We start from the raw sequence: 14,388 nt of genomic DNA on the forward strand, positions 1-14,388 counted from the left end.
GCCGCAGCAGTGGACCGGGTTGCTAGGGTTGGCCCACTGGAGCTCGAACAGGTAGGCCGCCGGTCCGGCGGCTGTGCCGCGGAAGGTTGTCGCCGATGACATTGTCGCTGCCCGGCCCCGTTCGCAAGGCCGGCGATATCGCGCTGGCTGTGAACGTGATGCGTAAACGCGGCCTGTTCGATCCGCTGCGGCTCGACCATGCTGTCAAGTCGATGGTCAATGCGGGCAAGTACGGCCCGTTCGCCGCTGTCGTCATGCATGCCGTGCAGGACCGGCCCGATTCCCCCGCGATCGCCGACGAAAAAGGCGAACTCACCTTCCGCGATCTGGACGAGCAGTCGAACGCCTTCGCGCGCGGACTCGTCGAACGCGGCCTGCGTGCCGGTGATGTGGTGGCAATCCTGGCCCGCGATCACCGCGGCATGGTGCTGAGCATGCTGACCTCCGGCAAACTCGGTCTGCGCGCGGTACTGATGAACACCGGCTTCGCCAAACCGCAGTTCGCCGATGTGGCCGAACGCGAACAGGTCAAAGCCGTGCTGCACGACAGCGAATTCTTCGAACTGATGAGCGCGATCCCGGCATCGATCCCGCGCATCCTGACCTGGGTCGACGAATCCGATCACGCGGATCCCGAGATCCCCACGGTCGAATCGGTTTCCGCCGGCCGGTCCACCGCACCGCTGGCCGCACCCAGTAAACCCGGCGGCACGGTCATCCTGACCAGTGGTACCACCGGCACCCCGAAAGGCGCCCCGCGCGACAAGGTCAGCCCCTTCATCTCCGCACAGTTCATCGACCGGGTGCCGCTGCCCAGCAACGGCACCATGGTGATGGCGGCCCCGATCTTCCACGGCACGGGACTGTCTCAGTTCAGCCTCGGTCTGGGCCTCGGTAACCGGGTGATCTTCCAGCAGCGCCGTTTCGACCCTGCACTCACCCTCGCCAATATCGAGCGTTACCGGGCGGATTCGCTCGTCGTGGTGCCGACCATGCTGCAGCGCCTCCTCGACCAGCCGCGCGAGATTCTGGACCGCTACGACGTGTCCTCGCTGCGGGTGATCTTCGCCGCCGGTTCGGCCATCCCGCAGGATGTGGTGGTGCGCACCGGCGAATACTTCGGCGATGTGCTGTACAACCTGTACGGCTCCACCGAATGCGCGGTGATCACCGTGGCCACCCCGGAGGAACTGCGGGCCGAGCCGACCACGGCAGGCCGCCCGCCGGTCGGGGTGCGGATCGCGCTGTACGACGAGAATCGCAAGCGCATCACCGAACCCGAGGTGACCGGCACCATCTTCATCGACAATCCGCACGCGTTCGAGGCCTATACCGACGGCCGCACAAAGGAGCAGGTGGACGGGATGATGTCGTCCGGCGATGTCGGGCACCTGAACCGTAACGGCCTACTGTTCATCGACGGCCGCGACGACGACATGATCGTCTCCGGCGGCGAGAACGTCTTCCCCCAGGAAGTCGAACATCTCATCGCCAACCGCCCCGACGTCCTGGAGGCCGCGGTGGTCGGTGTGGACGATCACGAATTCGGCAAACGCCTGCGGGCCGTAGTGGTCCCCGGACCGGGTTCGGCACGCGACCCGCAGGAGATCAAGGACTACGTCAAGACGAACCTCGCCCGCTACAAGGTCCCCCGCGAAGTCGTCTTCCTCGACGAACTCCCCCGCAATGCCACCGGCAAACTGCTCCGCAAACCCCTGACGGAGCTGGATTCCGGCCAGTGACCCGGACGGACCGCGCGGCCCGAGTCGTACCGCGCGGTTCACCACCGGTCGCGGCCGGCACACCGGACACTCCACCCCGAACGTATCGAGGAGCGGCTCGGGCCCAGCCGCAGCGCAGACGCCGGTAGCGAGCCCAGGGGATCGGCCGTGGTTGTGATACCGAAGGAACCGCCGCCGTAGACGACCAGGGGCCGAAACCCGCGCGCGCCGGCACCCCGGAAACACAGTTATCATCGGCCGGTGCAGATCAGGTTCGGCGCCACCCATCCCGTGGACGGTCGTGGTGCCGCCCACGTCCGCGGCGCGGTGGCCGGACTGATCTCGGGCAGCGTAGCGGTAGCTGCTCACGGCTGGGCCGCCCCGAGCGCTGTCCCGGACAGCACGGCGCTCATGTTGCTCGGTGCCACCACCGCGGTACTGGGTGCGCTGGTATCCGGGTTGCGGACCGGGGCAGCCGGACTCACCGCCGCTCTGGCGGCCGGCCAGCTGCTGGGTCATTTCTGTCTCGGCTGGGGCAGCGGGCACCTGCACCACGGTGACCTCCAACTGACGCCCGCGATGATCGCGGCGCACGTACTGGCCGCGTGGGCCGCCGCGCTGCTCGTCCGGGGCGTAGAGGCCGCTTATCGGACGGGTGTCGCGGCGCTCGCCCGGATCATCCCGTTCTTTCCGCGAGCCTCCGCGATCTGCGGACCGGCACCACTACGTACGACGCACCGTGGTCGTCTGGTTCCACGCATCCTCGTCACCGGAACCGGGGGCACGCGCGCCCCGCCCGCAACCGCCCTGGTCTGATCTCTCGTTCCGGCCCGCGGGCCGCGCCGTGCCGCACGGTCGTGCCTTCGCCCGCGCCGGATTCCCCACCCCGGGCGAGCCGTAGCCGGCCGCCGGGGTCTGTGCGCACGCCCGGCACCGTCCGGTGGTGCGTCCGAACCAGCACAGGCAGGTAGAACCTTGAGTACCACCGAGGTCGCCGCAGCGCGCGAGAACGCCGCTACCGCGACGAATACGAACGGGCCGGGCAGAGGCGCATTCCGTGCGCTCGCACTCCGGCTGCACTTCTACGCCGGCCTCTTCGTGGGGCCGTTCCTCTTGATCGCGGCGGTGACCGGAGCCCTCTATGCGATCTCCCCGACCCTCGAATCCTTTGTCGACCGGGATGTGCTGTACGCGGATTCCGAGGGTCCGCAACGACCACTGTCCGAGCAGGTCACCGCAGGTGTCGCGACCAGACCGGACCTCACCCTGGTCGCGGTGGCTCCAGCCCCTGAACCGGGCGAGACGACCCGTGTGCTGTTCAGCGATCCCGGCCTCGGGGAGTCCGATCGGCGCGCGGTCTTCGTCGATCCTGTCACTGCACAGCCGGTGGGCGAATCCGTGGTATACGGCAGTTCCGGCGCGCTGCCGGTCCGGGCCTGGGTATCTCAGGCGCACCGTCACCTGCACCTGGGCGAGCCGGGCCGGCTGTATTCCGAACTGGCAGCCTCGTGGTTGTGGCTGATCGCCCTGGCCGGGCTGGTCTTGTGGGTGCGGCGAGTGCGAGCGCGACGGCGGCGCAACTCCGCAACCTGGCTGTTCGCCCCCGATCTGACACCGAATACGCGCGGACGGCGGCTGAACTGGCACGGCGCGGCCGGCATGTGGACCCTGCCGGTTCTGCTCCTGCTGTCGGCAACAGGACTCACCTGGTCGACATATGCGGGCGCCAATATCGAACAGCTGCGGGAGAACCTCAGCTGGACCACACCGGCGGTCGACACCGCACTACCGGATACAGAGCCGGCGGAGCACTCCGGTCACGCCGGCCATCACGGCGGGCCCGCGATGACACACACCGTTCCCGCCGAGCGGATCGAACAGTTGGACACCGTACTGGCCGCCGCCCGCAACGCCGGAGTGACCCAGGCTGCCGAAATCAGTGTTCCCGGCGATGACGCCGGCGCCTTCGCCGTCAAGGAACTGCGCCGGTCGGGCACCCTCACGGTGGACGCGGTCGCGGTCGACGGCACCACGGGTGCGATCACCGACCGGCTGCCCTATTCCGAGTGGAATCTCATGGCCAAACTGGCCAACTGGGGCATCCAGCTCCATATGGGCCTGATGTTCGGCCTGCTCAACCAGCTATTGCTGTTGGCGGCGATGGCCGGCCTGGTCACCGTGATCGTGCGCGGGTACCTCATGTGGTGGCACCGTCGCCCCGCAACCGCCGGCACCTGGCGCGCCGTGGGTAAACCACCACGGCGCGGTATGCTGCGCCGCTCTCTGCTCCTCGCGGGCCCGCTCCTGGTGGTAGCGGCGGTGATCGGCTGGTTCGCACCGGTTTTCGGCCTGAGCCTATTGGCCTTTCTGGTGGTCGACATCATCGTCGGACGGGTACGGAGGCAACCGGCCTGATATTGCATCCGAACGCAGACTGCGGCGGTGACCCCGACCGGGCCCCCGACCTCGTGAGCACCGTGCCGGCCCGGCGACTTCCGGAGCGCGCGGGCTACCGCAGCGGTGCCGGGCCCCGCCGGGCCGCAGCGGGTCGGGCCCAACCGCATGAAGCCGGCGTCTCCCGCCGCAGCAGGGTCGGATCCCGCCGCAACGCGGCCAGGTCTCGGGCCGCAGTAGGGCCAGGTCTCGGGCTATGGCAGGGGCAGATCCTGCCGCGGCAGGGTCGGGGAACCGGTCGGGCAGGGCGCAGGCCGGGCTCAGCGAATCGCCGCCCTACTTCGCGCATCCGGAATACCACGCCGACCGGAACACTGCTACGCCTGGAGGCAAGGTACGGTCCTGGATCGGGCAGCCGGCGCCCCGGGGCTCGCGGGTGGGTTTCGGGGCGCAGAGTTCATACGACCGGTCCGGCTCCCGGCCCGGCGACGGCTTCGAAAGTTCTCGACCGGTCGTACCCCATCTCGGCCAGGCGCTGCCGCACCGCCGACCCGACCCGCTCGGCGTCGGCAGTGTCGACCAGGGCGATGATGCTGCCCCCGAATCCACCGCCCACCATCCGCGACCCGTGCGCCCCGGCCTCCTGTGCCGTGTCGACAGCGGTATCCAGGACCTCGGTGGATACGGCGAAATCGTCGCGCAGCGAGGTGTGCCCTTCGCTCAGCAGGGGGCCGATCGCCCGGGGGTCGGCCCCCTCGCGGAGCAGTTCGGCCACCCGGCGCACCCGCTCGTTCTCGCTCACCACATGGTGTGCGCGCCGGTACAGCACGGGGTCGTCGAGGCCGGTGAGCTGATCTACACCGCCGATATCGCGCAGCGAACCCACACCTAGCGCGGCCGCCGCTTCGGCGCATTCGGCCCGGCGGGCGGCGTATTCGCCACCGGCGTGCTCGTGTGTCTGACCGGTATCGATGACCAGTAGTCGCAGTCCGGTCGCCGCCAGGTCGAACGGGAGCTGTTCGAAACCCCCGGTTTCCGCGCTCTGGAAGGCGCGCACATCCAGGAACAGCGCATGTCCGGCGGTGCACAGGATCGAGGCGGCGTGATCGAGGATCCCGGTGGGCGCGCCCACGTAGTCGTTCTCGGCGGCACGGGCGATATCGATCAGTTCCCGGTCTCCGGTCGCCGGCGCGCAGAGATCTCGCAGAGCCACCGCGGCGGCACAGCACAATGCGGCCGAGGACGACAATCCGGCGCCGGCCGGTACGTCGCCGTCGAATTCGAGGTCCAGTCCCTCGATCCGATGCCCGCGCCGCCCGAACTCGGTAAGCACCCCGAGGGGATACCGTGCCCAGCCGGGTACCCGGTCCCGTTCGGCGGCCAGGTCCGCGGCGGGTAGGCGCACCGGTTCACCTGGGCGCTGCCGGGATCGCACCCGTACCAGCTCGTCGGCATGCCGGACGCCGCGGCAGGTGACTGCCAGCGGTATCGCGATCGGCAGGACGAACCCGTCGTTGTAGTCGGTGTGCTCACCGATCAGGTTGACCCGGCCGGGCGCCGACCAAACGCGGCGCGCGCCGGACCTCTCCTCGCTTTCGGTCACCGGACCACCGTACGAGCTGCGACCGGCGGCCGGCCGGTACGTCGCCGGTGCTCGGAACACCCGTTACGACGTTGTTGCGCCAAGACAGCGACAAATTCGGCACTGCATGTCATCATCGGACCAATAGTCCAGTTTTGGTGCCGGACGCGCAGCGCCCGGCTCGGACATCCCCTCGTACAGGAAGACTCGGTTTCGTCAGCCGCCGCTCGCTGGGCAGGTAGAGCAGGACAGACAAGGATTTCCGACCTGAGACGCGGCTCGATTTCACCGGGAATGGAGCGACAACAAGGGGGGCTGATGATCATCAGCGATCCAGAGCGTGCAGGAAGATACGGTTTCCACGGGTTATGTTGCTGGGCGGTAGTTTCTGCGATCGCGGCTGCCGCGGTAGCGGTTCACCTGGTTGTCGACTCCCGCGTGCTGTCCTTGCTGGTGGCGGTATCGGCCGCACTGGGCGCCGCGGCGGCGATCGTGATCGGGGTGCGCCGGCACCGGCCGGTTCCGGCTCTGCCCTGGTATCTGCTGGCGATCTCGGCCGCCCCCTTCGCCATCGGTACCGTCGTCCGTGAACTGACCCCGGCGGCGTCCACCCCTCTCGACGAGATCTGCACCCTCACCGGATATATCGGAACCGCGCTGGCAGGGCTGCTGTGGCTGCGGCCGCGCCGCGCCCGCGCGCATCCCGATGTGCTGCTGGACTCGGGACTGATCGGGCTCGGTGCCCTGCTGGCGTCCTGGATCTTTCTCATCGCCCCCGTCCGGCACTCCGACGAAGTGGCGATGAATACGCTGACCGCGGTGGTCTTTCCCGTCTTCGATGCGCTGCTGCTCACCCTGCTCGCGCATTCCCTGGCCACCTCGAGCCGAACGGAAACCTCACTACGGCTACTGCATCTCGGCGTGGCGGGCGCCTTGCTCACCGATATCGGCTACCGGTTGGCGGCGGCGGGCGCGCTGACGGTGGATCCGGACGTGCTGCTTCTCCCACTCCTGGTTACCTACGTGGCGGTTGGCGCCGCGGCGCTGCACCCGACGATGACGGCATTGAGCGCACCGCGGTCGATCCGGCTGCACCATTCCCGGCAGCGCGCCAGCGTTATCGCGGTGGCCCTGGTGGTTTCCTCACTCGTTCCGGTGGCCCGGGCCCCACTCAGCCCGCTCGATCAGATCATCGTGTCGGTAGTGCTGGCACTGCTGCTGATCGGGTTGCTGATCCGCAGTGAACGCGCCATCGGGCGCAGTGCCCGCAGTGAACGCCAGGCGAAGTACCAGGCCGATCACGATCCGCTCACCGGACTGCTGAACCGTTCGGCGCTGCTGCGCGTTCTGCACCGTGAACATGCGGACTGGGCCGAGCGGTCACTGTGCCTGCTGTTCGTCGATCTGGACGAGTTCAAGGCGATCAACGACAGTTACGGGCATACGGTCGGCGACGAATTGATCGCCGAGGCCGCGAACCGGATTCGCACAGCTGTACGCCGCGACGATGTCGTGGCCCGGTACGGCGGCGACGAATTCGTTGTGCTGGCACCGCTGGATCGCGACGAGGCGACCAAAATGGCCGAACGCCTACTGGGCACTTTCATGAAACCGTTCGGGCTCAGTATCGGCGAGGTACCACTCACCGCCAGTATCGGGCTGGCGTGCGGCGGACCACGCACTATCGACGCCACCGTCTACGACCTCATCCGCGACGCCGACGCGGCCATGTATCTGGCGAAGCGCCGGGGGTTCGGCTACATGTTCCACGACGCCATGCGGCACACTCCGGCCGAGCCCGTTCAGCACGGCTGGCACCGGGAGACAGCGGTCTGATAACCGGATTCGGACCGCATCGGGAAGTCACAGTCCGAATCCGATTCGTGCGCGAACCGGCTCAGTCCGACAGTTCCTCGAGCAGTTTGCGGGCCTGCTCCAATTCGGCCTGCAGTTGCTGGACTTTGGCTTCCTGCGCACCACGCACTGTTTCGAGCAAGCCTTCGACCACCTCGGCGACCTCGGGGTTCAGCAGTTTCGCTGCCTGGGCGATCGCCGTACCGGCGACCGGCACGGCGCGCGCGGTGCGTTTCTTACCGCTGGTCACATCGACGGTCCACTCACCGTCTGCGGTGCCGTTGATGGTGACCACGACCTCCGCCGCCTTGGCCTTGCGCGCGGCGGGCGCTTTGGCCGCCTTGGCCGGCGCCGGGGTGCGCGACGCGGCAGCCGGTTTGGCTTCGGCCGCGGGCTTGTTCGCGGTGCCGGCAGCGGATTCGGCGGCCCGTTTCTCGGAGGTGGTCTGGGACGCGGCGGTGGGCACGGGTACTTCCTTCGGCTCGGGGGTGGTTTTCGGCTCGGGCGCTGTTTTCGGCGCCGTGGGCGCGGGCTTGTCACGCGGTGGTTTGGTGAGTGTCACCTCGATGGGCCCGAAGGACAGTACGTCCTTCGACCCGGTGGGGCGGACCTGCAGAAAATCACCGTCGGACGGGTCGCCGAGTGAGACGACCTTGCCCGAACGCCCCTCGGTGACCCCCACCGCCGCGGCGGTGAACCACACCATCGGTGGGCGGCCCGCTGCGATCTCCGTGGAGATCTGCTCGAGGTCGTTGTCGGACAGGGGTTTCGGCTTCGCGCTCGATGGTGTTCGCGACGGCATGGGCACTCCGGCAATCTCACTGTTTCGTCGAATAGCTGCGTGCACAGATGATGCCGCACCGCACCGACATCTTCACACGCAGGCATGGCAAGACCTTCCGACCACGCTAGAACGTGTTCTACTATGGCCGCGATCCGGACACCGAAGGAGGCATCGTGCCGCTCGACCCGACCGCCACCGAGCTGCGGAACGCCGTGCTGGCTTCACCGCGCGCGGTGGCCGCACACGATCGGGCCGCCTGGGTGGGCCTGTTCGCCCGCGACGCGGTGGTAAACGATCCCGTCGGCGCCGCCCCGCACCGCGGGCCCGATGCGATCGCCCGCTTCTACGACACCTTCATCGCCCCCAACGACATCGTTTTCGACGTGGCCCACGATTTCGCGGGCCCGGCGACCGTCGTACGCGACCTCGCCATCACGATCACCATGTCGACCGGCGCCCAGGTGCGAGTACCGATGCATCTGCGTTACGAGATCGCCACCGAAGACGGCGACCTGCGCATCTCCCATCTCGCGGCCTACTGGGAACTACTGCCGATGATCGGGCAGCTCATGGGAACCGGGATCGCCGGCCTGCGGGCGGGCACTCGCCTCGGCGGGCTGCTGCTGCGCAATCAGGGCATGTCCGGGCTGGTGGGCATGGCCCAGGCATGTACAGGCATCGGGCGGACCGGGAAAGAGATCGCACACCGGCTGTGCGCGGCCGCGGCCGCGGGAGATGCGGCGACCGTCACCGAACTGGCGGGTGGTCGCGAAACGGTGCGATTGTGGTCGGGCGAGTCCGTTTCCGTTCCGGAACTGGTGGCGCGAGCCCGTGGCCTGCGCTGCGGAAAAACCCTCGCCGCGGGGCGCTCGGTGACCGTCAGCGGCGAAACACCGGACGGTCCGGTGCTCTTGATCTTCGACTTCCATCCGGCGGCTCCACGTCTGGAAACCCTCCGCGTCCACACGAGCACAGTCGGCTGACGCAGAGCAGTCCCTCCGCCGCCCCGGCCTGGCGTGCTCACGGCCGCAGCCGCAGGTCGGGGCACGATTCCGTTGCGAGAACCTCCCGGCTATTTACTGAGACTCCAAGTCCCGGTAAATTTTGATGGAGAGATGTACGCCATCAACGCATGAGGAGGCATCGATGACGCCGTCGACTCTGCCCCGGACCCCGAAGCTCGACGCCCGTTACCGCGAGATGCTGGAAACGCTGTCGGAAGGCTCGGTGCACCGCCGCTTCGACCCTTATCTCGATATCGATTGGGACGCGCCCGAACTAGCTCTCGACCGCGACGATCCGCGCTGGATCCTCTCCCCCGATTACGATCCACTCGGCGCCACCAGCTGGTATCGGCAGTTGCCGGTCGAGAAGCAGATCGAGATCGGCCGGTGGCGTATCGCCAACGCCATCAAGGTGGGCGCAGCCTTCGAAACCGTCCTGATCCGCGGCATGATGCAGTACATCGCGAAACTGCCCAACGGATCGCCGGAGTTCCGCTACTGCCTGCACGAGATGACCGAAGAGTGCAATCACATCCAGATGTTCCAGGAGCTGGTGAACCGGATCGGCGACGATGTTCCCGGGATGCGGCCTATCTTCCGGGCCCTGTCCCCGCTCATCGGAGTGGCCGGCGGTTACGCCCATGTCGTTCTCTTCCTCGGAATTCTGGGTGGCGAGGAACCGATCGACCACTACCAGAAGGCGATGATCCGCAACGGCGCTAATCTGCCGCCGCTGGTGGTGCGGACGATGGAGATCCATATCGCCGAGGAAGCCCGGCACATCTCGTTCGCGGGTGAGTTCCTGCGCGCACACATCGAAAAACTCGGCCCGGTCTCGACCGCGCTGTGCGGCATCACCTTCCCGCTGGCGCTGCGCTGGCTGGCCGGCGAGATCATGGCCCCGGCGCCCGAATTCGCCCGCCGATTCGATATACCGCGCTCGGTGATCAAAGAGGCATTCTGGCGCAGTCCGCACTCCCGCGGGATCCTGTCCGGTTACTTCGGGGATATGCGCACCCTCGCCGACGAGCTGGGGCTGATGAACCCGGTCACCACCCGGCTGTGGCGGGCACTGGGGATAGACGGCGACCGCTCCCGCTATCGCAGCGAACCGGAACGCCGGATCCGGCCCGCGGTCGCCTGACCCGGCACTTCGGCTCCGGACCGGGACTCCCCGGTCCGGAGCCGGAAACTCACTGGGTGAGGCTGAGCCCGGCGATCACCTCGGCCAGTTCCCGGTCCGGGTCCACTACCATGCCGACCGCCCGAGCGGCGCCGTCGAGAACGAACCACGCGTAGTCGGCCAGATCGGTGACCACCTCGGCGCGAGTCCGCACCGGCCGCGGATCGGCGACCCAGGCGGCGAGCACTCCTTCGACCATCGTCACCACGGCGAACGGCACCGGCTCCAGGGCCGCCGAATCGACCCCCACGATCCTGCCGATCACCTCGATGAGTTCACGTGAACGCGCCGAGATGCGAGTTTTCAGGCTACTGATCGCGTCGATACCGTCCGGCCCGCCCGCTGGTGGACCGGACCGCGCGAACGCGGTGAGGTTGGGATGGTCGCCCATCCAGTCGGCCACCGCGCGCACAGTGCGGGTGATGATCTCGCGCACCGAACCGGTGGACACATCCAGCTGCGCGTCCAGAACAGCGCCCAGGTCGTCGATCAGATACGACCGGATCCGCCGGTCCAGATCTTCGCGACCGCTGAACTGCCGGTATACGACCGATTTGGCCACACCGGCCCGTGTGGCGATCTGGACTACCGGGACCTCCGCCCCGGCCGGCTTCTCCTCGAGCAGTTCCACCGCGGCCTGCAGAATCAGGCGCTGCCGTTCGGTGTTGTGCTGTTGCCAGCGCGCCTCGTACCCATTGACCGCCCCCGGGATCCGCGACTGCGGTGAAGCCACCGACATGTCTGGCAGTGTACCCAGCGTCACCGTGGGCAGGCACACGCGTGCGGTCCGGTTCTTCACCACGATTTCATCTGCGCCCGCATCCTGCACCCGCAAATGAAAGAACATTTACACATGCAGTAATGCGATATTTCCCACGCGGATCGCGTAATACTCCCGCCATATTCTACGAACCGGTCGTTTTGTCGATCATGATCTTGTCCACGACCTGCAGATACCCCGAACTCGTTCCCGCACAGACTTATCCACATTACCGGTACATCGAGAACCATGGCCACGCTTCGAATCCGGAAAATCGGGGCGCGACAAATCTGAGCGCGTCTCCGTCGAAAAAGGCTAGAATTGCGGCACATTGGTACCGGGCGGGTCCGGCGATCTGCTGTCACAACGTTGCTCGGTCGCGGGAATTTCCGGCGAACCGGTTTCGGGGGCGGCGAAAATCGAAGCAGCGTACCCACGCGTGACAACCCGCCGGCGCACCACGTGTACAGGAGGCAAGGATGCCCGACAACACCGGCCCCGAGGAGAACGACGTGGAAACGACCGCCGACCACACCCCTGTGATCTGGCCCGAGCCCAGCCGTCTGGACGCCTGGTGGCGCGACATCATGGCCGACCCGGATTCGCCGGGCCCGGCCGGCGAATCCGAACCGTTCCCGCCGTCCCTCACCCGCAATGCCTGATCCGCACGACTCCTACCCATACCCGACCGTTGATCACCATCCGGAAGGAGCAAAAGCGGACTCCCGGATCCGCCGCGACACGGCGGGGTAGGCGGGATTCTCGCGCGTCACCCCCGCTCGAGGATCGGATGCGCCCGATAAACGCCCCCCGGTCAGTCGCGCCACCGCATATGAGCCGGTAAGCAGTCGGCCGCGCTCGAGCGTCACTCCATACCGATTCCACCTGCCGCCACGTGGGGACATCGCAGAGCCGATCGGCAGGGCGCGGCGCGATTCATTGTTCGGGGGCCGTTACTCCCCTGGCGTTGTCGGCCGTCCCTCCGCCGCGCGGGGTGTGAGCCGCACCAAGGGGATCTCACGTGTGGTCCTTTTCTGGTAGTCGCCATAGACCGGGTAGTCGGCAACGATTTTGGGCCACAACGGCGCTCGCTCCTCCGGAGGCAGAACGTGCGCGATCATCGGCTTACGGGGCCCGTTGCGGAACGCCACCTCAACCGCCGGGTTGTCCCGGAGGTTGAGATACCACGCGGGATTCGCCGGGTCGCCCGCCCGGGAGGCGACGACTATGTAGTCGTCGCCGGCCACGATCGGTGCCGTCAGCATGACCGAACGAGGGTGACCGGATTTCCGGCCGATGGTGATCAGTTCGAGAGCCGGCATCCCGAAGTACTCGGTCCCCAGCTTGCCGAAGCTGAGCCGCAACAGTGCGCGGTGCGCCGTATTGACGGCCCTGAGCGTGAAATTCGACGGCATGGCAGGTCATCCTCCAGTTCGGGCAGCGGGTACCAGCAAACCAGTTCGGGTCTCGGTCCGGCAACGCCCACGGCGGGTTCGACGCACTCGCGCAGCGTTCCCAGGGATCACCGCCCACCGGTCGCCGTCGTTATCGCCTCGAATCCGTTGCGTCCGCGCAATGTTCGCGACCACCTCGTACATTCTTCGTTGCCGCTGCGTGACCTCCCGTGAACCGACACAATGAATTACACGAATGCGATTCGCCCGAATAACTTTCCGAGGCCCCGAAAATGTCTTATCTCACCAAGTTCTCGACGCCTTCTGTTCGGAATAGGCGAACCCGCAACGACACTACGAAGACCGCACCCCTTCAGTTAGCTGATGATTTGCCACATCGCATCACCGGATAGCGCGGACCATCGGACAGAGCCCTCGGGTAGCGACAGAAACAGCCACAGCCGACCGAAGCCCCCCGAAATGCGGTCGCCCCCGCATCGGCGCACGCCGCAGAACCCTGCGATCCAGCCCGGCGGCGGACCGCCCACGACCGTCCACAGAACCCGAGAAAGCACAGCATTGCCCACGCCACAACCGCCGTAGCGGCACCGGATACGACCAGGGCAGCGGGGCGAACACGCTCCAGGAACAAGAGAAGGGCCCGGAGAGGAAATCCTCTCCGGGCCCTTCCGGTAGTAGCGGGGACAGGATTTGAACCTGCGACCTCTGGGTTATGAGCCCAGCGAGCTACCGAGCTGCTCCACCCCGCGTTGGGTGAACACAACATTACACACGACCTCTATGGTCTGCCAAATCGCCAGGTCAAACACATTTTGATACTCCGGGGGACAACGCGAACGACACCTCGGGCACACCCGAGTGCAGGAATGCATCGGCCAGACGGCCCCCGACCTCGTCAGCATCGGCGCGATAAGTGTTAGCGGATCGATTGCCCTGGATCTCGAACGCGAAACACGTGACACGGGTTACGATTTTTGAGTGATCCCCATCACATTTCCGTGTGATCACAGAGCGAGATGGGTAGCGGAAATTCGGATTATGACCAGCAGTTTTCCATATATTCCCGGATATCACCAATACACATATTGATAGTTATCGATACGTGATCTGCGGAGATTTCTTCGTTACGGTCGTTCCCAGGCCCCGACCAGACCGGGACGGGCCGGCCGAACCGGAGAACACCGGCAACCCTGTCCCACGGTTCGGAACAAACCCCGACACAACAACCTGGGGACAGGGGCACGCAGCTTCCAACGCGCTGCCGGTGGGCACAGGGAGGGATTCGCATATGACCAAGACTCGAAAGTTCAGCACCCGCGCCCTCGGCATGACCGCTATCGCCGGGGCTCTCGTTGCCGTACCGTTCGGTCTTTCCACAGCCACCGCCTCGGCTTCCTCGGGCAACTGGGACGCTGTCGCCCAGTGCGAGAGCGGCGGCGACTGGTCCACCAACACCGGCAACGGCTACTACGGCGGCCTGCAGTTCTCTCAGAGCACCTGGGAGGCCCACGGTGGTAGCGGCTCGGCGCACAATGCCAGCCGCGAGGAGCAGATCCGCGTCGCCGAGAACGTGCTCGATACTCAGGGCCCCGGCGCCTGGCCGGTGTGCGGTTCGAACCTGTGACACCGCACGGCGCCTGACCGGGCGCCGATCACCGCGTAAACGAAGAGGCGCTGCCATCCCGAAGGAT

11 protein-coding genes, 1 tRNA gene and 1 pseudogene are annotated in these 14,388 nt (G+C 66.8%); 8 read left to right on the plus strand and 5 right to left on the minus strand.

Features of this window, described 5'->3' with window-relative positions; all coding sequences use genetic code 11:
* The first annotated feature begins 95 nt into the window (after nt 1–95).
* The 3 genes from NS6_RS29800 to NS6_RS29810 all read left to right on the plus strand — a co-directional run bounded on the left by NS6_RS29800 (nt 96) and on the right by NS6_RS29810 (nt 4,136).
* Entirely contained in the window at nt 96–1,742 is a 1,647-nt protein-coding gene (locus tag NS6_RS29800) for an acyl-CoA synthetase (RefSeq protein WP_068048932.1), read from the plus strand.
* Nucleotides 1,743–1,982: 240 nt separating this feature from the next.
* The gene (locus NS6_RS29805; protein ID WP_210746921.1) at nt 1,983–2,537 is read left to right on the plus strand and encodes a hypothetical protein; all 555 of its coding nucleotides are present in this window, start codon (nt 1,983–1,985) and stop codon (nt 2,535–2,537) included.
* Between the two features lie 159 nt (nt 2,538–2,696).
* On the plus strand, nt 2,697–4,136 hold the full coding sequence (locus tag NS6_RS29810) for a PepSY-associated TM helix domain-containing protein (RefSeq protein WP_068048934.1): 1,440 nt from the start codon (nt 2,697–2,699) through the stop codon (nt 4,134–4,136).
* A gap of 436 nt (nt 4,137–4,572) precedes the next feature.
* Here NS6_RS29810 and galK read toward each other — a convergent pair whose 3' ends face one another.
* Nucleotides 4,573–5,718: a galactokinase gene (gene galK / locus NS6_RS29815; RefSeq protein ID WP_068049089.1), complete on the minus strand. Its 1,146-nt coding sequence runs from the start codon at nt 5,716–5,718 to the stop codon at nt 4,573–4,575.
* A 297-nt stretch (nt 5,719–6,015) separates the two neighbouring features.
* Here galK and NS6_RS29820 point away from each other — a divergent pair, with 297 nt between their 5' ends.
* A complete protein-coding gene (locus NS6_RS29820) occupies nt 6,016–7,533 on the plus strand; it encodes a GGDEF domain-containing protein (RefSeq protein WP_084471537.1) in 1,518 nt (505 codons plus the stop codon).
* A gap of 61 nt (nt 7,534–7,594) precedes the next feature.
* On the opposite strand, the gene NS6_RS29825 is transcribed toward NS6_RS29820, so the two are convergent.
* Nucleotides 7,595–8,353: a DUF6319 family protein gene (locus NS6_RS29825; RefSeq protein ID WP_068048939.1), complete on the minus strand. Its 759-nt coding sequence runs from the start codon at nt 8,351–8,353 to the stop codon at nt 7,595–7,597.
* 155 nt (nt 8,354–8,508) lie between these two features.
* Here NS6_RS29825 and NS6_RS29830 point away from each other — a divergent pair, with 155 nt between their 5' ends.
* Both NS6_RS29830 and NS6_RS29835 read left to right on the plus strand, forming a co-directional pair.
* Entirely contained in the window at nt 8,509–9,318 is an 810-nt protein-coding gene (locus tag NS6_RS29830; protein ID WP_068049095.1) for a nuclear transport factor 2 family protein, read from the plus strand.
* A 163-nt stretch (nt 9,319–9,481) separates the two neighbouring features.
* A complete protein-coding gene (locus tag NS6_RS29835) occupies nt 9,482–10,483 on the plus strand; it encodes an AurF N-oxygenase family protein (RefSeq protein WP_068048943.1) in 1,002 nt (333 codons plus the stop codon).
* A 49-nt stretch (nt 10,484–10,532) separates the two neighbouring features.
* Here NS6_RS29835 and NS6_RS29840 read toward each other — a convergent pair whose 3' ends face one another.
* Nucleotides 10,533–11,261 carry a TetR/AcrR family transcriptional regulator gene (locus NS6_RS29840; protein WP_068049097.1) on the minus strand — a complete coding sequence of 243 codons (729 nt, stop codon included), beginning with the start codon at nt 11,259–11,261 and terminating at the stop codon, nt 10,533–10,535.
* 500 nt (nt 11,262–11,761) lie between these two features.
* Between NS6_RS29840 and NS6_RS29845 the strand changes: the two genes are divergently transcribed.
* Complete coding sequence (locus NS6_RS29845) at nt 11,762–11,944, plus strand: hypothetical protein (RefSeq protein WP_068048946.1); 183 nt, start codon at nt 11,762–11,764, stop codon at nt 11,942–11,944.
* A 291-nt stretch (nt 11,945–12,235) separates the two neighbouring features.
* Here NS6_RS29845 and NS6_RS29850 read toward each other — a convergent pair whose 3' ends face one another.
* Together NS6_RS29850 and NS6_RS29855 are read right to left on the minus strand one after the other, a co-directional pair.
* Nucleotides 12,236–12,697 (minus strand): nitroreductase/quinone reductase family protein, encoded by a 462-nt coding sequence (locus NS6_RS29850; RefSeq protein ID WP_068048948.1) that lies wholly within the window; start codon nt 12,695–12,697, stop codon nt 12,236–12,238.
* Nucleotides 12,698–13,372: 675 nt separating this feature from the next.
* A tRNA-Met gene (locus tag NS6_RS29855) sits at nt 13,373–13,446 on the minus strand.
* 539 nt (nt 13,447–13,985) lie between these two features.
* Between NS6_RS29855 and NS6_RS29860 the strand changes: the two are divergent.
* Nucleotides 13,986–14,318, plus strand: a pseudogene (locus NS6_RS29860) (transglycosylase family protein); the annotation flags it as partial.
* Nucleotides 14,319–14,388 lie beyond the last annotated feature (70 nt).

The organism is Nocardia speluncae NBRC 108251, from assembly GCF_001613245.1.
GTDB lineage: Bacteria > Actinomycetota > Actinomycetes > Mycobacteriales > Mycobacteriaceae > Nocardia > Nocardia speluncae.

Excerpts from the sequence above, each read along its gene's own strand:
- NS6_RS29800 (WP_068048932.1), top strand. The coding sequence starts at position 96 with ATGACATTGTCGCTGCCCGGCCCCGTTCGCAAGGCCGGCGATATCGCG.
- NS6_RS29850 (WP_068048948.1), bottom strand. The coding sequence starts at position 12,697 with ATGCCGTCGAATTTCACGCTCAGGGCCGTCAATACGGCGCACCGCGCA.
- NS6_RS29820 (WP_084471537.1), top strand. The coding sequence starts at position 6,016 with ATGATCATCAGCGATCCAGAGCGTGCAGGAAGATACGGTTTCCACGGG.
- NS6_RS29825 (WP_068048939.1), bottom strand. The coding sequence starts at position 8,353 with ATGCCGTCGCGAACACCATCGAGCGCGAAGCCGAAACCCCTGTCCGAC.
- NS6_RS29840 (WP_068049097.1), bottom strand. The coding sequence starts at position 11,261 with ATGTCGGTGGCTTCACCGCAGTCGCGGATCCCGGGGGCGGTCAATGGG.
- NS6_RS29835 (WP_068048943.1), top strand. The coding sequence starts at position 9,482 with ATGACGCCGTCGACTCTGCCCCGGACCCCGAAGCTCGACGCCCGTTAC.
- NS6_RS29845 (WP_068048946.1), top strand. The coding sequence starts at position 11,762 with ATGCCCGACAACACCGGCCCCGAGGAGAACGACGTGGAAACGACCGCC.